Origin of the sequence: Mesobacillus subterraneus (assembly GCF_020524355.2) — a bacterium.
Taxonomy (GTDB): Bacteria; Bacillota; Bacilli; order Bacillales; family Cytobacillaceae; genus Mesobacillus; species Mesobacillus subterraneus_C.
The window spans coordinates 337928-357399 of record NZ_CP129019.1 but is presented as its reverse complement, the minus strand read 5'-3'; the positions used below and the strand labels follow the sequence as shown (position 1 = coordinate 357399).

The following is a 19472-nucleotide window of genomic DNA, read 5'->3' as shown; positions in this document are numbered from 1 at the left end:
TGGAGCTGGATTAAGAATACTACATGTAGTTATCCACACATAAATATATTTATAATTTCCTAAGCAAGAAAAACAGACCCCCTCAGGAGCCTGCTTAAAATATCTATTATAAAACGTTGAATTTACCCTTTTTAAGAACCAATGAAGGACCGCCGATCATGTATAGCGCACGGTTGTCGATCATTTTTTTCATGAAGGAAGCTTTCGTTCCGACCATTTTCTTGCCGAATGCAACGCCGATCGCGTCGTCTTCACCAAGTGAACATACTGTTCCTTTGATATCAGGAGTGAAAGTTTCAAACTCGGATTTGCCGCGTACTAGAGCTGCAATATTTCTTGCACAAACTTCTCCTTGCTGCATGGCGATCTGTGCAGTCGGAGGATATGGACGATTGATTTCTTCGTTGATGATCAATGAGCAGTCACCGACAATAAATACATCGTCTGAACCTGGAAGGCGAAGGTCTGGCTGCACTTTTACGCGGTCACGCATAGCTTCAATCCCGGATTTTTCGATAACAGAGTTACCGCGGACACCTGCTGCCCAAACCACTGTGCCAGCTTTGATTTCTTCGACTTCTTCTTCACCTTTAGCAACGATGATGCCTTCTGGAGTCGCTTCTTTAATTGCCGTACCGATTTTGAATTCCACACCTTTTTTCTCAAGTGTAGTTACCGCATAGTTGACAAGCTCTGGATCGAAACCTGGAAGAACCATTGGTGCCGCTTCGACACAAACGATTTTTACTTTATGGTAATCTACATCATATTCACGGCAAAGTTCAGGAACGCGATTCGTCAGTTCACCAAGGAACTCGATTCCTGTAAAACCAGCACCGCCGACAACAATTGTCAGGCGCTCATCTTTCTTTTCCGCTTCCGTATTGTATGTTGCGAATTGATACTCGATATGCTCACGGAGTTGTCTGGCTGAATTGACATTGACGATAGAGAAAGCATGCTCTTTCAAACCTTTAATACCAAAAGTTTCAGGTTCAGCACCAAGGGCAATGACAAGGTAATCATAGACAATGTCACCATTCTCGAGGATTACACGCTTTTCATCCAGCTTGATTTCTTCTACAGCACCTTGAACGAATTCAACCTTATGGCGATCGATTACATCACGTACATCATAACGGACTTTATCATGGTGCAAAGTTCCTGCAGATGCTTCGTGCAGCCATGTAGTTTCATAGTGGTAATCATTTTTGTTTATAAGGACAATGTCAGCCTCGTTTACTCCAACAGCTTTTTGTAAACGGGTAGCTGTCATTAATCCCCCGTATCCTGCTCCTAAGATTACGATCTTTGGCTTTCTCAAAGTGATCACTTCCACCTTTTTAAAATATTTTTGGTTGAATGGCTCTCTATCTGCCGCCATCTTTTTCCGGATAAGTTTGTGATAATATTCACTAGGGTGTTCAAAAAAATGTCCTAAAAATGTCACAAAATCTTAACATTATTGCCTACCATCCATCTTATTCTTTTTGCGACGCATTTTCAAGCGATTGAGTTAACTTAGAAATATTCAGAAAATAGGCTGATTTCACTATTTTTCAATATAGTAAAGGTATTTTTCTCTGAAATATATTGTTCCACAAGGAATGTTCAATTATGATTAGGAGTTTATTTTTATAATTTATGGTATTATAAAAATTGGAGCAATTTTACTACATAGTGAGGGGGATATGGAGTGAAAGAAGATCAAAAAGTTTATGACATCACGATTATCGGCGGGAGGCCTGCTGGTCTGTTCACAGCTTTCTACGGCGGAATGAGACAAGCATCTGTTAAGATTATTGAAAGTTTGCCACAGTTAGGCGGGCAATTATCAGCACTTTATCCTGAAAAGTACATATATGATGTGGCCGGTTTTCCAAAGGTTCGCGCCCAGGAGCTGATCAACAACCTGAAAGAGCAAATGGCGAAATTCGAGCCTGCGACTGCTCTTGAGCAATCTGTTGAAAAGCTTGAAAAACTGGAAGATGGATCAATTAAACTGACTACTGATAAAGAAGTTCATTATACAAAAACAGTCATCATCACAGCAGGAAACGGTGCATTCCAGCCACGCAGGCTTGAACTTGAAAGCGCTGCCCAATATGAAGGCAAGAACCTGCACTATTTTATCGACGACTTAAATCAATTCGCCGGCCAAAAGGTTGCGGTATTAGGCGGAGGCGATTCAGCTGTTGACTGGGCATTGATGCTCGAGCCAATCGCTGAACAAGTAACAATCGTCCACCGACGCGATAAGTTCCGCGCGCACGAACACAGTGTTGAAAACCTGCAAAACTCTAAGGTTGATATTAAGACTCCTTACGTGCCAACTGAACTTGTCGGTGATGGTGAAAAAATCAGCCAGATCATTCTTAAGGACGCGAATGGCGAAGATACTGTAGCCGTTGACGTTGACGCAGTCATCTGCAACTTCGGTTTCGTTTCCTCTCTTGGACCAATCAAGGAATGGAGCCTTGAAATCGAAAAGAATTCCATCGTCGTCAACTCGAAAATGGAAACGAATATCGCTGGCGTTTATGCTGCAGGCGACATCTGCACATACGAAGGCAAAGTCAAGCTGATCGCGACAGGATTTGGTGAAGCTCCAACAGCTGTCAACAACGCAAAATCCTACATGGATCCAAAAGCGAAGACACAGCCGCTTCACAGTTCATCAATGTTTAAGTAAGAAAAGCAGAGGCGGCTTAGTCAGTCCCTACAAGTTCTGGAGTGCCAAACGGATATAACTCTATTAATGCAAAAAAGCAAGGTCCAGGGACCTTGCTTTTTGTTTTCGATTAACATTCTTCAGGTGTACCTTCACGAGTTGCCGTTTTGAAACTAGAACCACAGCCGCATGATGCGATCGCGTTCGGGTTTTCGATGGTGAAGCCACCGCCCATCAAGGATTGCTTATAGCTGATGGTTGTGCCATTCAGCACGGGAGCGCTGTCCTTATCAACAAGGATTTTTATGCCGTGCTGTTCGAGCTCGGTGTCGCCTTCCTCCACTTCATGAGCAAAACCCATGCCGTAAGATAAGCCGCTGCAGCCGCCGCCTTTTACAGAAACGCGAAGATAAGCGTCTTCCGTTTCATTTTGCTTCATCATATCTTTAACCTGCAATGCAGCTTCTTCAGTAAGAATCACAATATTATTCACGATAAAACCTCCTTGTTCCCTTTCTTATTAGTATACTCACACAACTTCCAATCCTCAACCAATCAAGCCGAAAAAGAATATTATTCAATTTTTGCGACCGAATAGCCTATTAAATTGATATAATATACCCATAACACAAATAGGTAATTAGGCAGGTGACAAAATGACTCAAATAGAACCGCTCTATGATAAAAAATATCACTGTGAAATGTGCGAGCAATCTTTTACCACAAAAAAAGTGCGGTCCCGCTTTGTGAAAGTCCTGCGTTTTGATACTGATTTTGCCCCTATTTATGCCGATGGCTTTGAAAACCCTAATTTTTATTATGTGAATGTCTGCCCGAATTGCGGCTACTCGTTTACCGATGATTTCAAGACTTATTTTCCGCCGGGCGGTAAGAAGCTCATCCAGGATAAAATATGCAATCAATGGGCTCATCATAATTATGGAGATAAGCGAACTGTCCAGGAAGCGATGAACACTTTGAAGCTCGCAGCTTATAGCTCGACTCTAAAAAAAGAGAAGCATATCGTTTCAGCCGGGTTGTACATTAGACTTGCCTGGCTGTATCGATCAATAGAAAACCACGAACAGGAAATGCGTTTTTTAAAACTCGCCCTGAAGGAATATACTGAATCTTACAGCACTGGAGATTATAAAGGAACTCAAGTCTCAGAGCTGCGGCTGATGTATCTGATTGGCGATCTTGCAAGAAGGCTTGACCAAACGCAGGACGCAGTCCGCTTTTTCTCAAAAGTAATCGAGAAGCAGAGGCAATCGGTAGAACCGCAAATCATCCAGCTGGCTAAGGATCGCTGGCATGAAATGCGTGAAGAACAAACGATTGGAAAGTAAGATAGGTTCAAATGAGAGAAAAATGAATAGGGCTGGCGATGGGATTTTACCATGCCAGCCCTTTCTATATTAAAACATCGGATTCTCGTCCAAATATTGATAGATATTTTCTACTAGTTCTTCGGGAGTATCTCCCACTACCGGATCCCCATTTACTAGCGCAAACATGGATTGTGCACATTTGCCGCAGTAACCAAGGCAGCCGTATTCAATGACGTCAAGGTCAGGGTCACGCTCCAGCTCCGCCCTTGCTTTTTGAGAACCACTTGCTAAATTGCTGATGCAAAATTCAATGATTGGCTTAATCATTTTTTCACCTCTCTACTAATTTTTAATCGTAACCTTTTTCCAGGAAATCGTCAATTTTCCGGACTTACGTCATCCATAAAATTGTTGTTATTTTGTCACAATTTCGTTATACTTTTAATGGTGATTTATTGAGCATAAAAATATTGCGGAATAATTTCGAAAAATGTATCCGTTTACGGATTTTGTAGAACGAGCTGGAGAAACTTCATTAACTGTCATTCGATGAGTTAAAAAGGGGAAATTCACATGAAAAATCTCGTTATTCTTGGCGGCGGCTATGGCGGCATGCGCGTCCTTCATAAATTGCTGCCGAATGACCTGCCGGAAGATGTATCGATCACGCTGATTGACCGTGTTCCATACCACTGTTTAAAAACAGAATACTATGCCCTAGCTGCAGGCACGATTTCTGACCAGCATATCCGGGTTGCTTTTCCAGAGCATCCCCACCTTCAGTTGAAGTATGCTGAAGTCACTGCCATCAATCTCGAGGATCGCAAAGTGGAGCTGAAAGGTGATGAGTCCGTTCAGTTTGATGACCTTATTATCGGACTTGGCTGTGAAGATAAATATCACAATGTCCCAGGAGCTGATCAATTCACATACAGCATCCAATCCATTGAAAAATCACGTGCCACCTATCAGGCACTAAACAATTTGCCAGCAGGTTCAACCGTTTCAATCGTTGGTGCAGGGTTAAGTGGAGTTGAGCTTGCAAGTGAATTGGCTGAAAGCCGTAAAGATTTGAAAATAAAGCTTTTTGACCGCGGCAATCATATCCTGTCCGCATTTTCTGAACGCCTGAGCACATATGTGGAGAATTGGTTCGACAATCACAATGTTGAAATCATCAACAATGCGAATATCACGGAAGTTCAGAAAAATGTTCTCTATAACCACGATGAGCCGATTGTTTGTGACGCAATCGTTTGGACAGCCGGCATCCAGGCAAATCGACTTGTACGCGAGATGGACGTTGAGAAAGACAGCATGGGCCGCGCAGTGGTAACTCCACAGCACAATCTGCCAGGCTATGAAAAGGTTTATATTGTCGGAGATTGTGCTAGCCTTCCGCACGCACCAAGCGCACAGCTTGCAGAAGGCCAGGCAGAGCAAATCGTCCAGGTACTGCAAAAGCGCTGGAAAGGCGAAGAACCGCCTGAATCCTTCCCGCCGATCAAGCTGAAAGGCGTCATCGGTTCTCTTGGCAAAAAGCACGGCTTCGGCCTTGTCGCCGAACGCCCGATCACCGGCCGAGTTGCGCGACTGCTGAAGTCAGGGATTTTGTGGATGTATAAGTATCATAATGGGTGATGTGTTTTAAAACCGGGCGATGATGCCCGGTTTTTTTATGAGTGTGCAGACACAAAATTGGTAAAAAGTCGTACAAATTACCAATTCGCTATAAAAAAGAATTTTTCGCTATAAAATTTATTTTTTCGCTATAAAAAAATTTTTTTTCGCTATTAAAATGACAATTTCGCTATAAAAATCAGATTTTCGCTATAAAAAATTTTTACTGCTAATTATAAGTCGTCACCTTCATAGTTAGCCTTCTCAAAATAGAAAAAAGCACCCCAATTTGGAATGCTTTTGCATGATTTAAGCTGGAACGTACCCATATTTCTCTAATTCTGCGTAAATTGTTTTTAATTTAGGGTTTCCTTCACCGACAATCTTGCCTTCGAGCAGGACGACAGGGTAAAACATGTCTTCCTCAATCACTTTTTCGGCGAATTCCTTTTTAGCTTCCTCTGATGGAGGATTATGGATGTCGACGTAAACAATTTTGAACGGCTGTTCTGAATATTTGCGGCTGATTGCTGCTTCGAGCCATTCATACGTTTCTTTTGAGGATGGCAGGTTCACACAGCTTGGGCATAATACTTCTGCACCGTAAACGACAATTTCTACCTCTTTACGTTCCATTATCAATTACCCCCAGTTATTTTCTTTTATTTTACTATACGTTGAAAAGGATGCATAAGGAAAAAACTGTGTTCATTGGTTTTTCGGTTTTATTGGATAGATTTTTCCGGCCGATAAGATTATAATAAGTATTATGAAAGGAGTCGATTTGCATGACTGAACAGCAAATGTTTGAGCAAGTACAGGAAGTATTAGATAAATTGCGCCCATTCCTTCTTCGCGACGGTGGAGACTGTGAACTAGTTGATATTGAGGATGGCATTGTTAAACTTCGCCTGCTAGGTGCATGCGGTAGCTGCCCGAGCTCCACAATCACGCTTAAAGCTGGAATTGAACGCGCACTTTTAGAAGAAGTACCTGGTGTAGTTGAGGTTGAACAGGTATTCTAATTAACCAATAATAAAGCGGTTTTGCCTATTTAGGCAAAACCGCTTTTTTTTATGCATGGTCCACTTCTTCACCTACGTGATGACCTGCATCCTTCGTTATCAATCTGCAAACTGAAAACCTCCAACCCTACTAGGTGCTGCCTCAATTTTTCCGCTAAAGCGTCCCCTTCACCGGGTACAGCCAGGCAAATTATTGAAGGTCCCGCTCCGCTCAATGCAACTCCAAATGCTCCTGATTGAACGGCTTTTTCCTTCACATCTTCAAAAAATGGCACAAGTGCTTTCCTATAGGGCTGATGGAACAAATCAGCGCTCATCATTTTACCTGCAAGGGGCCAATTCTTTGTCATCAGGGCGGCAATCAGCTGATTAGCCACTGCACTTGCCTGGACACTACGCTGAAAATCGACCACTGTCGGGAGGACGTCTCGTGACGTTTCAGTCAGCAACTCCTCCTTAGGAACGACAAGTACTGGGTCAAACTGAATTTGGTCGAGAATGGTTAAATCGACCTCATCCCCAATTTGACTGCCAACAACGACGCCACCGAACAGGCTCGCCCCTGCATTATCAGGATGTCCTTCAAACCGTGAAGCGACAGCCAATTTTTCATACCTTGTCAATTGTAAGCCACAGAATTCATTTGCCAATTCGACTCCAGCGACGATCGCTGCCGCACTGGAACCAAGTCCTCTTGCAAGCGGAATCTCGCTTTTTACATAAACATGGAGCGAGGGCATTTCCTGCTTGTACATTTCAGCTGTTTTCATCGCAACCTGGCAAATGAAGTTTTTTTCATCATCTGGAAAACCTGTTAATGAATGAGATAAAGCTGTTACCTTCCATTTATCGCTTTGTTCAGCCTCGACTTCCGTGTAGAGGTTCAGGGCGACACCTATCGAGTCAAAACCCGGGCCAAGATTCGCTGAGCTGGCCGGAACTTTTACTGATAAAACGTTCCCTCTGGCTGTTCTTGCAGCTAATGGTTCCTCAACCCCCCTTCATTGCCGGACAACTCCCCTGATATAGTCGCTGACGATACTCTCGTCATTTGGAAGCAGCACTGGGGAAACCGAACGGATGTCCATTGCAGTTGAAGGATCTTTCAATCCATTTCCGGTCAGCACGGCAACTATTCTGGACCCTTGAGGTATTTCGCCGCGTTGTAGAAGTTTATAGATTCCCGCTAGCGATGCAGAGGACCCTGGTTCAGCGAAAATTCCCTCCGAGGCCGCCAGCTTGCTGTACGCTTGTAAAATTTCGTCATCTGTGACGAAATCGATTTTTCCTTCTGATTCGTCACGGGCTGCGACGGCGAGGTCCCAGCTCGCCGGATTGCCAATGCGAATCGCCGTCGCGATGGTTTCCGGCTGTTCGATCGGCTGTCCCTTGACAATTGCGGCAGCTCCTTCCGCCTCAAAGCCGAACATTCGCGGCAAGCCAGTACGCTTACTGGCATTGTATTCTTTGAATCCTTTCCAATAGGCGCTGATATTGCCGGCATTCCCCACCGGAATCGCAAGAATGTCAGGTGCGCCGCCAAGCTGGTCACAAATCTCAAATGCAGCGGTTTTTTGCCCCTCAAGTCGGTAAGGATTGACTGAATTGACGAGGGTAACCGGTTCTGTTTCACTGATCGACCTGACCATTTTTAATGCTTCATCAAAGTTTCCTTCAATCGAAACGATGCTTGCGCCATACATCACAGCCTGTGCAAGTTTGCCCATCGCAATTTTCCCTTCAGGGATGACGACGATGCATCTTAATCCTGCTCTTGCTGCATAGGCAGCCGCAGAGGCGGAAGTATTGCCTGTTGAGGCGCAGATCACAGTGTCACTGCCCGCCTCCTTCGCCTTGGCGACTGCCATGACCATCCCTCTGTCTTTAAAAGAGCCGGTAGGATTCACTCCTTCCACCTTTACATATAAATCGACTCCCCATTCCTCTGACAGCTGATTAAGCCTGATCAGCGGGGTATTTCCCTCATGTAGGGTAAGCAATGGTGTCTCGGCATTGACAGGCAAGTATTGATGGTATTCACTTAACAATCCACACCATCTCATCATCCAACACTTCCTTCGACCCTGTAGGAACTCTTGACATCCTTCACAAACTTTAAGTCACGCAGCTCCATTAATACATTCTGGTAATCCTTCAGGGAAGCCTGATGCGTCACAACCACAATCTCTGCAAGCTCCTTTTCCTTTAAAGGCATCTGGAGGATTTTCTCAAAGCTGACGTTATGGCTTGCGAAAAGAGAGGTGATTTTCGAGAATACACCGACTTCGTCATGGACCTGGAGACGGAGGAAATGCTTTGAATTCACTTCTCCATCATCCTTAAGCTGTTTTTCATACTGCGGAGTGACAAAAGAACTGCCGTTTACTCCAAGGCGCATGTTCTTGACAACACCAACCAGGTCTGAGACTACAGCAGTAGCAGTTGGCAAGCTTCCAGCTCCAGGACCGTAAAACATTGTCTCCCCCACTGCTTCTCCATACACATATACCGCATTGTACTCATTATTCACAGAAGCAAGCGGGTGTGATGACGGCAGCAATGCTGGTTCAACACACACCTCGACTTTATCGCCTTCACGAACGGCGATACCGAGCAGCTTCATCGTATATCCTAGCTGCTTCCCATATTGCAGGTCTTCTTCAGTTACAGAAGTTATTCCTTTCGCTTTGACATCATCAAGATCAATTTTCATTGAAAACCCTAGTGATGCCATGATTGCCATTTTCCGAGCCGCATCTAGTCCATCTACATCAGATGCAGGGTTTGCCTCTGCGTAACCAAGCTGCTGTGCTTCTTTTAACACGCTATCGTATGCCAGTCCCTCCTGGCTCATTTTCGTTAAAATGTAGTTTGTTGTGCCATTCACAATCCCCATCATTTTTGTGATTCGGTCAGATGCAAGACCATCCACCAGACTGCGCAGAATTGGGATTCCACCTGCGACACTCGCCTCAAAAAAGAGATCGCAGCCATTTTCATTCGCAACGGTTAAAAGCTCGGAACCGTGGACAGCCATCAAATCCTTGTTTGCCGTCACAATATTCTTTTTGTTTTTTAATGCCTGAATTAAGTGTTCTCGGGTATCTTCAATCCCGCCCATAACCTCGATGACCACTTCAATCTCCGGGTCTTCCATAATATCAGCTGGATTCACCGTCAGGAGAGATGGGTCCACTTTAACCGATCTTTCTTTTTCAACATCCTGAACGAGGATTTTCTTCACTTTAATCGGGCACCCAACCTGGTGCATCAGTTTATCCTGGTGGTTTTCAATAATCTTGACTACACCTGACCCTACTGTTCCCAAACCTAGAAGTCCAACCGAGATTGCCTGCATTTTCTTTTCCCCTCTCTTCGTGTCTGCTTGAAATGAACATTTGTATTTGTATAGTAGACATTATAAATACCAAAAACAGCCTTTACAAGGGATATTTAGGAAGCATTTCCTGTGTAAACGCTTAATCATAGATGGCTCTAAGTGTAAAAAATTATAAAAATTTTGATTATACTAATTTTTTTCCATATAAAAAATCCTTCCCGATCATAAGGGAAGGATTTGCAGATTATTGAAGTACTTCTTTGTTGACGATTGTCTTTGGCGTGTCGCCTGTAAGGACGGCTTTCACATTTGTACAGCACAGCTTGATCATGATTGTCCGGGTTTCGGTGCTTGCGCTGCCAATGTGCGGAATTGCAGTTACGTTTGGCAGTTCCAACAGTGGATGATCGACGGAAATAGGCTCTTTTTCAAAGACGTCAAGACCTGCTGCAGCAATCTCACCATTTTTCAGCGCATCATATAAAGCCTGCTCGTCCACAACCGGTCCGCGGACTGCATTGATGAAAATCGCGCTTTTTTTCATTTTTGCAAAGACATCCGCCGTAAAAAGATTTCTTGTTTCCTGCGTTAACGGTGCTAATGACACTACAAAATCAGATGTCGCCACAAGATTCTCGAAAGTGCTGTAAGCAGCGCCCAGTTCTTTTTCAGCATCATGTTTCCGGGAGCGATTATGGTAGAGTATTTCCATACCGAAGCCTTTAGCCCTGCGAGCGACCGCTTCTCCGATCTTACCCATACCGACAATGCCGATTGTCTTTCCATACACATCATGCCCAGCAAGCAGGTACGGACTCCAGCCTTCCCACTTGCCAGCCTTTATATATTCCACTGCTTCAACAATACGTCTTGCGGATGCCATCAGCAAAGAAAACGTAAGGTCTGCGGTTGTCTCTGTCAGCACATCCGGCGTGTTTGTAATGATGATTCCACGCTTTGTTGCTGCTTCTAGATCAATATTGTCAAAGCCGACTGCCAGATTGGCCACGATTTTGAGGCGATCACCTGCTAATAATACTTCCTCATCCACTTTGTCAGAGAGCATTGTGATTAGCGCACTTGCTTTTTGCGCTTCTTTTAAAATAACTTCCCTTGGTGCAGGGATATCTTCATGATCCCACATTTTCACTTCAAAAAAACTCGGTGAGATCGATAATTGTTTCTTCAGGTAACTTCCTGGTGATATAAACATACGGTTTCATAGTCTAACTCCTTTTGAAAGCGTTTAATATAGTAGAATAATTTCATTCTACCATAAAGTCACACTTCCTTAAGGAGGAAAGACTCGACTACCTTAATAACCAATCGACTGCCGGAAGTTTTGCCGCTTTTACCGGCGCTTCGCTAAGCTGGTAAAAATGGCTCAAGAAGCGTTCATGATCACTGCTTTGATTCAAATACTTATGCAAGCGGTCTTCAAGCTGGCGCTTCGTCTGTTCTGACTGAGTGATATAGTAATTTTCAACAGTCTCATAATAGTGAAGCGGGAACAGCAACCTTGCATAAAGCAGCCTCCACGAAAACGGTGAGAGGACCGTCATTGATTGGTATTCTGCCAGGAAGTTCTTGATTTCCGGCTGGCTCGTCTGGATGTTGGCAAAATAACGATCCCTGATCCATTCAGCCAGGTCCCGGCTACCGTGATCGAATACCCATTCAAAAGGATTTTTAACAAAATACGTTCCTCTCCAAACATTGTTCGTGAAACGCTCATGGCAAACAGTGCCATGGTCTATATTTGTCGGCTTATCATCAATCTCCGTATCAGCAAGGTATTGAATGGCATTTTCAGATAGCCCCATATAATACGGAAAAGATTCCATGAACATCTTCTCAAAATCATTCTCCGGCTCAGTATACAGCTTTCCGCTCCATACCTTTTCCATCTGGTCAACCCGCTTTTCCCAGAGCTGTTTCCATTGACCCACCCTGCTCATGCTTTCAACCTTGAACGGAATTTGCCGGCCTCTTGCATGAAACTTGGCTAGCTTCCTGCCTGTTTTTATTTTTTCAGGCATAGGGGCTGCGCGGTTCATCAACACACAGTATTTTCTTCCTTCCCATTCGCAAATTTGTTTTCCTTCCTTATCCGCCATCAGCCTCGATACATTCCGGTCTCCAACTGTTTGCATATGGTCAGCAATCCTCGCCAGTTCGCTTATCTCTTGCTCTTTTACACCATTAGCGTCCATAATCAAATAAAGTCCTTCATTATGCTTATATCCATGATATCTTCCAAGAGATACTTCTGAATCTGCTGAAATCCCATATACTTCTTTTAACATCTTCTGAAACATATTAGCACCTCATTTCCAAGCACTCTTTTACAAATATATGTTTTGGTTTGTAAAACTTGAATGAACATTACAATGAATAAGCGGCTTCATTAGGGAAATGATTTAAAGGAATGAATTCTTTCACTAAAATGGATTAAGCAGAATATTTTAGGTTAAATAGGATAAAGAGTATGCTGATATAAAAGCGCAAGCGCCTTGGTCAGCCCCCGACAAGCGCTGGAGGGCCTGACAGTGCAGTCGTTCCTCGAACTCATTGGCAGGACCGAAATCGAAATGTATAGCCGACTGTCCAGAAACGCAGAAACTGGAGACTCCGACAAAGAAGCGGGTTTTGCTTCTGCCGCCGGAGTTGAAGTTTCGGAGTTTCTAGGAGGCGACACTAGACTAGCGTCTCGAGGATTTAGAGCCGTAGCTAGACAAACGTCTCGAGGGTCTAGGCGCTGGAGCTGGACAATTCCAGTCAAAAATAGAAAGGTGATGCAGATGTTAGAAAAAAAACGCGCCATCCATATGACAGAGGAAACTGCCCGGAAGTGGCTCCATGAACGTGGAGTGGAAATAGAAGATATTGCCGATCTCGTCTATTTCCTGCAGGAAAAGTACCATCCAAACCTGCAGATGGAGGATTGTATCGAAAACGTTGAACGAGTTCTATCCAAGCGTGAGGTTCAGAATGCGATACTAACTGGAATCCAGCTCGATATACTTGCTGAACAAAAGAAGCTTGGCGAACCACTTCAATCAATTATTGACACAGACGAAAGCTTATACGGCGTCGATGAAATCCTCGCATTTTCAATCGTGAATATATATGGTTCAATCGGTTTTACCAACTATGGTTTTATTGATAAAGCAAAACCAGGAATTCTTGAGAAGCTTAATGATAAGGAAGCGTCCGGTAAGTGTCACACTTTCCTTGATGATATCGTCGGAGCGGTGGCTGCTGCAGCATCAAGCCGCCTGGCACATAGAGCCGCAAATATAGAGGACTAAAAGAAAAGCGGAGGCGACTGCCCACTCCGACAAGCGCTGGAGGGCCTGACAGTGAAGTCGTTCTTTGACTTCATTGGCAGGACCGAAAACGAAAAGTATAGCCGACTGGCCATAAACGCAGAAACTGTAAACTCCGCCGGCAGAAGCGCTTGTTGCTTCTGCCGGCGGAGTTGAAGTTTCGAAGTTTCTAGGAGGTCACACTAGAACTAGCGACTCGAGGAGTTAGGAGCCGCAGCTGGACAATTCGAAAAGCGGAGGCGACTTGGTCAGCCAGGGCAAGAGCAAGAATAGAAAAAAGGGACTTGATGCCAGCTACGGCTCAGAGTCCCTTTTGTTGCTTTCGTAATTCTTAAACTTCCCAATCATCCAGCGAATCCACTGTATACGTTGGCATTTCTTCATACCCTTTCAGCAGTTCCCTGGTTGTTACACCTGTGTGGACAAGAAGTGTGTCCATCCCTGCTCTCATGCCTGCAAGGATGTCGGTATCGTAGTAATCTCCGACCATAAGGGTTTCCTCTTTGTCTGTCCCAAGGACCTTTAATGCCTGTTCCATAATCACAGATTCCGGCTTCCCGATAAAGATCGGATCAGTTTGAGTCGATACAGCGATTACGGAAGTCAACGAACCATTCCCCGGCAGCAATCCCCGTTCAGTCGGGATGGCGATATCCCCGTTTGTCGAAATGAAGGTTGCACCGTTCCTGACCGCAAGGCATCCGACAGCCAGCTTTTCATATGTAATGCCGCGATCGATTCCTGAAACGACGAAATCAGCGTCTTCCCCGGCAAATTTCATTCCTTTTTCCTGAATCGCTGTCTGAATTCCCTCTTCGCCGATCACATAGACGGTCGCATCCTGCTTTTGCTCATAAATGTAGTTTGCTGTTGCCTGGCTTGTTGTAAAAACCTGCTCCTCAGTCGATGGAATATCAAAGCTTCGGAGCTTTTCCGCTACCTGTGCAGGGGTGCGTGATGAATTATTCGTAACAAATAAATAGGGGATTTCAGCTTCAATCAGCCTTTTTATGAAATCAGAAGCTGCTTCAATCCGTTCTGATCCCCGGTACATCGTCCCATCCAAGTCAATCAAGTACCCTTTATATTTTTTCATAATGATCACTCCTAACTATATCGTTCCCATGTCATTCAAAAACGAATACTCCCATTTTATATAAGCTAAGCACTTAGTGCAAATAGGAAAAGCGCAAGCGCCTTGGTCAGCCCCGACAAGCGCTAGAGGGCCTGACAGTGAAGTCAATGCCTCCGCCACTTCGAAAAACTTATTCGCAGTATTTAACAATAAAAGAAAAGAGACCGCAGTTAGACGGTCTCCTAGTCATGGTTTACTTTTTAAAAGCGGAAACTGGTCCTAATTCATTCGTTAAGTACTCTCTCACTTTTACCGAAAAAAGCTTAAGATGCGGAAGCTCGGACTTGAAGGTTTCAATCAGGCCAGCATGGTCTACGGCAGTATACTGCTGCACAAGCATCTTTCTGAACAGGACGATTTTTTTCAATCCTTTGCTCATATCCTGCGTAACAACTTTTTCATCATCCAGAATATCAATGATGTCTTCATAACTTCCTGGGTCACGCATGATGAAGCCATCAATCATCGCGTTGCCCACATCAAGTACGGCTTCTACCATTGTATGCGCCGCACGCTCGAGGGCTGATTTTTCCATTGGCGATTCCCATGGTCCATTGCTTTCAAAAAAGTCGATTTGTCTGTCTAAAAACTGCAGTGTTTCTTCGATTTGATCCCTGTCAACAAAGTACATTCCTTATCACCTCATAAAGATGCTAGACGGTTTTCAGTAATCCAGGACGGGCATAAAAATATCCTTGTGCCAGTTCCACCTTGTTCCGTGAAAGAACAGATGCTTCATGCTCATTTTCGATTCCTTCCGCAATGACCGTGGACCCTGCTTCTCTCGCAACCAGCAGCAATCCTTTCAGCATGGACTCCTTCACAGAGTTCTTATCAATATTTTCGATAACGGAACGATCGATCTTGATGACATCCGGCATGATTTCACTGATCGTATTCAAGCTGGCATAACCTGCTCCAGTATCATCAACCGCTATTTTGATACCCATTCCTCTTAACACCTTTATATTATAGATAAAATTCTCGATTCCCTCAATCGAGTCCCTCTCCGTAATTTCTAAAGTGATCTGATTGGGCTGGATAGTTTCATATGATTGCATCATGTTTTTCAGGTCCCGGACGAATCGGGAATTCCCGAGCGTAATCGGTGTGAAATTGATAAATATGTCATCCAGGCAGCCAGTTGAAGTGATTTGGTCAAGCGTTTTTCTCAGCACAATCATTTCCAGGTCATAGAGCGTATTCGTCTGCCGTGCAACTGAGAAAAGCTGCAAAGGACTCTCAAGTGCCGTTCCCTCTGGTCCTCGTGTCAGCATCTCCCAAGCGCGAATTTCCTTTGTTGCGACATCTATGATAGGCTGCGCTAAAAGCTTGATATTTTGCTGTGCGATTATTCTTTTCATTTCATAAACCATTTCGTTGAATTGAGTTTGAATCCGTTTTTCCGCCATCGCAAACGCTTGCTGATGTGCCTTTAAGACCGCTCCTTGAATTGAATCCACCGATCTATCGATAAATATAAACCCGGTATCAAAGATAGGCTGGACAGTAGGATACTCTTGAAAAATCCTGCTTTCCGCTTCCCTGAGGATTTTTTTCATTTTCGCATCAATTTCAGAGATACAGTACCTGTTATGGTCAATCCGCATAAACAAACTCAGGCTGTCGCTATAGTAATCATGCAGGACAATCATGTCCTCCTTGTCGATTTCTTTTTCAATAACGCTTTTGAAATGCCGTTTCAAAGCCTTATGAAACTTCCAGCTCTCCTCACCAAGCTGCGAAGCAAGTTCCTGGTAGTTCTTGATCGTGTATGCAATAACAGCAACTTCAAAGCCACTATTAAAAGCTTTCTTTACCCCTGAAACGACAGGGTTCCGCAAAATGAACTGTGGAGGGTAATAACATATCGTTGAATGCGGCAACATTATTTTTCCCCAACCAAGCAGGTTGTCTAATATGCTAGTAACACGGCGGGCCATAGGTTTCAATCCTCTCAGAAGATGACTAGAACTTTTTATTAATTGTACCATATTTAGCTAAAATAGACCTTTTTTCCTAGATAGTTATTTCAAAAGATTTTTACTTCTTAATTTATAGTGATAATGTGGATAAGGGTTGCATTGATGTGGGGTGTATATGGATTTTGACACCTTTTCCTGCTTCGTTTTTAAACCTGTCACGATTTCGAGGTTTTCTTGACAGCTTTCTCACTTCACCTTTAAACCTGTCACGATTCCAAGGTTTTCTTGACAGCTTTTCCTGGTTTCCCTTTAAACCTGTCACGATTCCGGGTTTTTCTTGACAGCTTTTCCTGGTTTCCCTTCAAACCTGTCACGATTCCGAGGTTTTCTTTGACAGCTTTCTCACTCCACCTTTAAACCTGTCACGATTCCAAGGTTTTCTTGACAGCTTTTCCTGGTTTCCCTTTAAACCTGTCACGATTCCGGGTTTTTCTTGACAGCTTTTCCTGGTTTCCCTTTAAACCTGTCACGATTCCGGGTTTTTCTTGACAGCTTTTCCTGGTTTCCCTTCAAACCTGTCACGATTCCGAGGTTTTCTTGACAGCTTTCTCACTTCACCTTTAAACCTGTCACGATTCCAAGGTTTTCTTGACAGCTTTTCCTGGTTTCCCTTTAAACCTGTCACGATTCCGGGTTTTTCTTGACAGCTTTTCCTGGTTTCCCTTTAAACCTGTCACGATTTCGCGGTTTTCTTGACAGCTTTTCCTGGTTTCCCTTCAAACCTGTCACGATTCCGGGTTTTTCTTGACAGCTTTCTCACTTCACCCTCAAACCTGTCACGATTCCGGATTTTTCTTGACAGCTTTTCCTCTTTCCCCAGGAAAAATGTCCGAACTTAATGCTTCTTCTGACAGCTTTTCCCCTTCTCCCGTAAAAAACTGCCTGAATTCGGCATTCCTTTTCAATTAAGTCTTACCACGCCTTTTTCAAAGCACAAAAAATCCCTTGAAAAATTCAGAAATCATTATTTTTCTGGTAAGATTGATGTTGAGTGAGAATGCTGTCGAAAATGGAGGAGAGACATTTGGAACGCGAATTGGCACTTGAGATTGTCAGAGTGACGGAAGCTGCTGCACTGGCTTCTGCTCAATGGATGGGCCGCGGCAAGAAAAATGAAGCCGATGATGCAGCCACAAATGCAATGCGTAAGATGTTCGATTCTGTGAATATGGATGGAATCGTCGTCATTGGTGAAGGGGAACTGGATGAGGCTCCGATGCTTTACATCGGAGAAAGGCTGGGCACGAGGATGGGGCCGAAAGTGGATATTGCGGTGGACCCGCTGGAAGGGACGAATATCGTCGCCAAGGGGCATAATAATGCAATGGCCGTGATTGCGGTCGCTGATAAAGGCACGCTTCTGCATGCACCTGATATGTACATGCAGAAAATTGCTGTCGGTAAAAGCGCCGCTGGCAAAATCAGTCTTGATGATCCAATTGAAAAGACGATTGAAATCGTCGCAGAAGCCAACAACAAACGAATCCAGGATTTAACTGTCATCATTCAGGAGCGTGACCGCCATGATGATCTCATTGAACGTGTTAGGCAAAAAGGAGCGAGAGTGAAGCTTTTTGGCGATGGCGACGTGGGTGCATCGATTGCAACTGCCCTGCCGCATACAGGTGTCGATTTATTCGTAGGGACAGGCGGTGCGCCTGAGGGAGTCATTTCGGCCGCAGCCCTTAAAGCTCTTGGCGGTGATATGCAGGCAAGGCTTGTACCGCAAACACCGGAGGAAGAAGAACGTTGCATTGCTATGGGCTTGAAGGATCCAAGACAATTACTGATGCTACATGACCTGGTTTCCGGAGACGATGCGATTTTTGCTGCAACTGGCGTTTCAAGCGGTGAACTGCTCGATGGTGTGCGCTTCCTCGGCGGTGATCTTGTTGAAACACACTCCATTGTTATGCGGTCTAAAACCAAAACGGTCCGTTACATCACAGCACACCATCATCTGGAGCACAAGCCGCACTTATTGATGGTTTAGCAGAAATTACATATTTAGGAGAGGATCATTTTGACTGAACAATTTTTTCTATACGATGATACTGAACAAACAAAAACGCGTTATGTAAGCTTTGTAGGTGAAAACCAGCGCTTTGACCTTGCCATCATGCAGACCGGACGATACTACGGAAAAAGCATCGTGATGGATATCCAGGGAAGCCGATTTGCCATCCTTAGCCAGGATGACCTTGACGAAGAAGGTTATCTCGAATTCGCCTATAATCTTTCTGAAGAAGAGGCAGAGGAACTTCGCTCTTTCTTGCAGCCAATTCTTTAATCTGGAACGAACTTTTTGTTTGATTTGTCTTATCAAAGAAATACTAAGAGGACAACAAGCAAAAGAAGGTGAGTTCATGAGCGAGGAAGATCGAAAAAAGTACTCCGATTTTTCGAATGTAGAAAAGCAACGCAACTATGTTACGGCTGAGGACTATCCAGAGGGTCCCTATGGGTCTCCGTTCCGCAAAGATGAACCTGTAGAAGGCAAAAGCACGCCATGGCGCGAGGGACAGCGGTCTTACAGCAACTTCAATTACGAATTTAAGTCTCTTCATCAAGGAACACCTCGTAAAGAAGCAGGTGCCCACCCAACCCATGATGACCCAAATGAGAGTGAACAGGCGCCATATAGCGATGTATGAATGTGAAAATGCTCCAATCTTGATGATTGGAGCATTTCGACATTCCTTCTTATTTATCTACGTTTTGTTTCGCGACCTTCTTGGCTACAAAATAAGCACAGCCAAAATTGCAATACTCATATAAGTACTCACTTACGGTACTGATTTTCGTATCGAAAGTTGACTTCTGATTTTGATCATCGAAAAAGCCTCTTAACCGAAGCTGTCCATATCCCCAGTCGCCAACAATATAGTCATATTTCGTTAAAATTTCGCTGTATCTGGCGCGAAAGGCTTCTTCATTAAAGCCCTCCCTGCTTTCGTCCACTATTTCGTAACATAAATTATTAATGCAAATCATCGGTAGGTCCACCTCTTTTTCCGTAACGATCTGGATTGTTCT

General features: G+C 44.1%; 20 protein-coding genes and 2 pseudogenes. 9 read left to right on the top strand and 13 right to left on the bottom strand.

Annotated elements, in window-relative coordinates:
• Window positions 1–106: 106 nt before the first annotated feature.
• Window positions 107–1324, bottom strand: coding sequence for an NAD(P)/FAD-dependent oxidoreductase (locus LC048_RS01670; RefSeq protein ID WP_306049271.1), 1218 nt, complete (start codon window positions 1322–1324; stop codon window positions 107–109).
• Window positions 1325–1696: 372 nt separating this feature from the next.
• Here LC048_RS01670 and LC048_RS01665 point away from each other — a divergent pair, with 372 nt between their 5' ends.
• Window positions 1697–2692 carry an NAD(P)/FAD-dependent oxidoreductase gene (locus LC048_RS01665; RefSeq protein ID WP_306049269.1) on the top strand — a complete coding sequence of 332 codons (996 nt, stop codon included), beginning with the start codon at window positions 1697–1699 and terminating at the stop codon, window positions 2690–2692.
• Between the two features lie 109 nt (window positions 2693–2801).
• On the opposite strand, the gene LC048_RS01660 is transcribed toward LC048_RS01665, so the two are convergent.
• Window positions 2802–3164 carry a HesB/IscA family protein gene (locus tag LC048_RS01660; protein ID WP_226601776.1) on the bottom strand — a complete coding sequence of 121 codons (363 nt, stop codon included), beginning with the start codon at window positions 3162–3164 and terminating at the stop codon, window positions 2802–2804.
• Window positions 3165–3327: 163 nt separating this feature from the next.
• Between LC048_RS01660 and LC048_RS01655 the strand changes: the two genes are divergently transcribed.
• Complete coding sequence (locus LC048_RS01655; RefSeq protein WP_306049267.1) at window positions 3328–4020, top strand: DUF2225 domain-containing protein; 693 nt, start codon at window positions 3328–3330, stop codon at window positions 4018–4020.
• Window positions 4021–4089: 69 nt separating this feature from the next.
• On the opposite strand, the gene LC048_RS01650 is transcribed toward LC048_RS01655, so the two are convergent.
• Window positions 4090–4329: a YuzB family protein gene (locus LC048_RS01650; RefSeq protein ID WP_023626618.1), complete on the bottom strand. Its 240-nt coding sequence runs from the start codon at window positions 4327–4329 to the stop codon at window positions 4090–4092.
• Window positions 4330–4575: 246 nt separating this feature from the next.
• Here LC048_RS01650 and LC048_RS01645 point away from each other — a divergent pair, with 246 nt between their 5' ends.
• Window positions 4576–5643, top strand: a complete 1068-nt coding sequence (locus LC048_RS01645; protein ID WP_226601774.1) for an NAD(P)/FAD-dependent oxidoreductase — start codon at window positions 4576–4578, stop codon at window positions 5641–5643.
• 288 nt (window positions 5644–5931) lie between these two features.
• Here LC048_RS01645 and LC048_RS01640 read toward each other — a convergent pair whose 3' ends face one another.
• Window positions 5932–6258: a YuzD family protein gene (locus LC048_RS01640; RefSeq protein ID WP_226601773.1), complete on the bottom strand. Its 327-nt coding sequence runs from the start codon at window positions 6256–6258 to the stop codon at window positions 5932–5934.
• Between the two features lie 152 nt (window positions 6259–6410).
• On the opposite strand from LC048_RS01640, the gene LC048_RS01635 reads away from it, so the two are divergent.
• A complete protein-coding gene (locus tag LC048_RS01635) occupies window positions 6411–6647 on the top strand; it encodes a NifU family protein (RefSeq protein ID WP_041966137.1) in 237 nt (78 codons plus the stop codon).
• A gap of 68 nt (window positions 6648–6715) precedes the next feature.
• Here the strand turns inward: LC048_RS01635 and thrB are convergent.
• The 5 genes and pseudogenes from thrB to yutH all read right to left on the bottom strand — a co-directional run.
• Window positions 6716–7603, bottom strand: a pseudogene (thrB, locus tag LC048_RS01630) (homoserine kinase); the annotation flags it as partial.
• 45 nt (window positions 7604–7648) lie between these two features.
• On the bottom strand, window positions 7649–8710 hold the full coding sequence (thrC, locus tag LC048_RS01625) for a threonine synthase (RefSeq protein ID WP_226601800.1): 1062 nt from the start codon (window positions 8708–8710) through the stop codon (window positions 7649–7651).
• Window positions 8710–10005: a homoserine dehydrogenase gene (locus LC048_RS01620; RefSeq protein WP_226601771.1), complete on the bottom strand. Its 1296-nt coding sequence runs from the start codon at window positions 10003–10005 to the stop codon at window positions 8710–8712. Before LC048_RS01620 ends, thrC begins: the two co-directional genes overlap by 1 nt.
• A 226-nt stretch (window positions 10006–10231) precedes the next feature.
• Window positions 10232–11210: pseudogene (locus LC048_RS01615) on the bottom strand (2-hydroxyacid dehydrogenase).
• 87 nt (window positions 11211–11297) lie between these two features.
• Window positions 11298–12305 (bottom strand): spore coat putative kinase YutH, encoded by a 1008-nt coding sequence (gene yutH, locus LC048_RS01610; RefSeq protein ID WP_226601769.1) that lies wholly within the window; start codon window positions 12303–12305, stop codon window positions 11298–11300.
• Between the two features lie 483 nt (window positions 12306–12788).
• Here yutH and LC048_RS01605 point away from each other — a divergent pair, with 483 nt between their 5' ends.
• Entirely contained in the window at window positions 12789–13298 is a 510-nt protein-coding gene (locus LC048_RS01605; protein WP_226601799.1) for a phosphatidylglycerophosphatase A family protein, read from the top strand.
• Window positions 13299–13349: 51 nt separating this feature from the next.
• Window positions 13350–13472 (top strand): hypothetical protein, encoded by a 123-nt coding sequence (locus LC048_RS01600; protein ID WP_264188324.1) that lies wholly within the window; start codon window positions 13350–13352, stop codon window positions 13470–13472.
• Between the two features lie 175 nt (window positions 13473–13647).
• Here the strand turns inward: LC048_RS01600 and LC048_RS01595 are convergent, their stop codons facing one another.
• The 3 genes from LC048_RS01595 to LC048_RS01585 all read right to left on the bottom strand — a co-directional run bounded on the left by LC048_RS01595 (window position 13648) and on the right by LC048_RS01585 (window position 16340).
• Window positions 13648–14412, bottom strand: a complete 765-nt coding sequence (locus LC048_RS01595) for a TIGR01457 family HAD-type hydrolase (protein WP_226601768.1) — start codon at window positions 14410–14412, stop codon at window positions 13648–13650.
• A 232-nt stretch (window positions 14413–14644) separates the two neighbouring features.
• Window positions 14645–15082, bottom strand: a complete 438-nt coding sequence (locus LC048_RS01590; protein WP_226601767.1) for a DUF86 domain-containing protein — start codon at window positions 15080–15082, stop codon at window positions 14645–14647.
• A gap of 22 nt (window positions 15083–15104) precedes the next feature.
• A complete protein-coding gene (locus LC048_RS01585; RefSeq protein WP_226601766.1) occupies window positions 15105–16340 on the bottom strand; it encodes an EAL domain-containing protein in 1236 nt (411 codons plus the stop codon).
• A 1120-nt stretch (window positions 16341–17460) separates the two neighbouring features.
• Here LC048_RS01585 and glpX point away from each other — a divergent pair.
• The 3 genes from glpX (at window position 17461) to LC048_RS01570 (ending at window position 19090) form a co-directional block, all read left to right on the top strand.
• Window positions 17461–18429 carry a class II fructose-bisphosphatase gene (gene glpX, locus LC048_RS01580; protein WP_226601765.1) on the top strand — a complete coding sequence of 323 codons (969 nt, stop codon included), beginning with the start codon at window positions 17461–17463 and terminating at the stop codon, window positions 18427–18429.
• Between the two features lie 30 nt (window positions 18430–18459).
• Window positions 18460–18726, top strand: coding sequence for a DUF3055 domain-containing protein (locus LC048_RS01575; protein ID WP_306049261.1), 267 nt, complete (start codon window positions 18460–18462; stop codon window positions 18724–18726).
• A gap of 76 nt (window positions 18727–18802) precedes the next feature.
• Window positions 18803–19090: a cytosolic protein gene (locus LC048_RS01570; protein WP_226601763.1), complete on the top strand. Its 288-nt coding sequence runs from the start codon at window positions 18803–18805 to the stop codon at window positions 19088–19090.
• A 49-nt stretch (window positions 19091–19139) separates the two neighbouring features.
• Here the strand turns inward: LC048_RS01570 and LC048_RS01565 are convergent, their stop codons facing one another.
• A complete protein-coding gene (locus LC048_RS01565) occupies window positions 19140–19430 on the bottom strand; it encodes a YutD family protein (RefSeq protein WP_226601762.1) in 291 nt (96 codons plus the stop codon).
• Between the last annotated feature and the right edge of the window lie 42 nt (window positions 19431–19472).

Bases quoted from the DNA above. Each gene is read 5' to 3' on its own strand.
- LC048_RS01655 (WP_306049267.1), top strand. From the start codon at position 3,328: ATGACTCAAATAGAACCGCTCTATGATAAAAAATATCACTGTGAAATG.
- LC048_RS01650 (WP_023626618.1), bottom strand. From the start codon at position 4,329: ATGATTAAGCCAATCATTGAATTTTGCATCAGCAATTTAGCAAGTGGT.
- LC048_RS01645 (WP_226601774.1), top strand. From the start codon at position 4,576: ATGAAAAATCTCGTTATTCTTGGCGGCGGCTATGGCGGCATGCGCGTC.
- LC048_RS01640 (WP_226601773.1), bottom strand. From the start codon at position 6,258: ATGGAACGTAAAGAGGTAGAAATTGTCGTTTACGGTGCAGAAGTATTA.
- LC048_RS01635 (WP_041966137.1), top strand. From the start codon at position 6,411: ATGACTGAACAGCAAATGTTTGAGCAAGTACAGGAAGTATTAGATAAA.
- thrC (WP_226601800.1), bottom strand. From the start codon at position 8,710: ATGAGATGGTGTGGATTGTTAAGTGAATACCATCAATACTTGCCTGTC.
- LC048_RS01620 (WP_226601771.1), bottom strand. From the start codon at position 10,005: ATGCAGGCAATCTCGGTTGGACTTCTAGGTTTGGGAACAGTAGGGTCA.
- yutH (WP_226601769.1), bottom strand. From the start codon at position 12,305: ATGTTTCAGAAGATGTTAAAAGAAGTATATGGGATTTCAGCAGATTCA.
- LC048_RS01605 (WP_226601799.1), top strand. From the start codon at position 12,789: ATGTTAGAAAAAAAACGCGCCATCCATATGACAGAGGAAACTGCCCGG.
- LC048_RS01595 (WP_226601768.1), bottom strand. From the start codon at position 14,412: ATGAAAAAATATAAAGGGTACTTGATTGACTTGGATGGGACGATGTAC.
- LC048_RS01590 (WP_226601767.1), bottom strand. From the start codon at position 15,082: ATGTACTTTGTTGACAGGGATCAAATCGAAGAAACACTGCAGTTTTTA.
- LC048_RS01585 (WP_226601766.1), bottom strand. From the start codon at position 16,340: ATGTTGCCGCATTCAACGATATGTTATTACCCTCCACAGTTCATTTTG.
- LC048_RS01570 (WP_226601763.1), top strand. From the start codon at position 18,803: ATGAGCGAGGAAGATCGAAAAAAGTACTCCGATTTTTCGAATGTAGAA.
- LC048_RS01565 (WP_226601762.1), bottom strand. From the start codon at position 19,430: ATGATTTGCATTAATAATTTATGTTACGAAATAGTGGACGAAAGCAGG.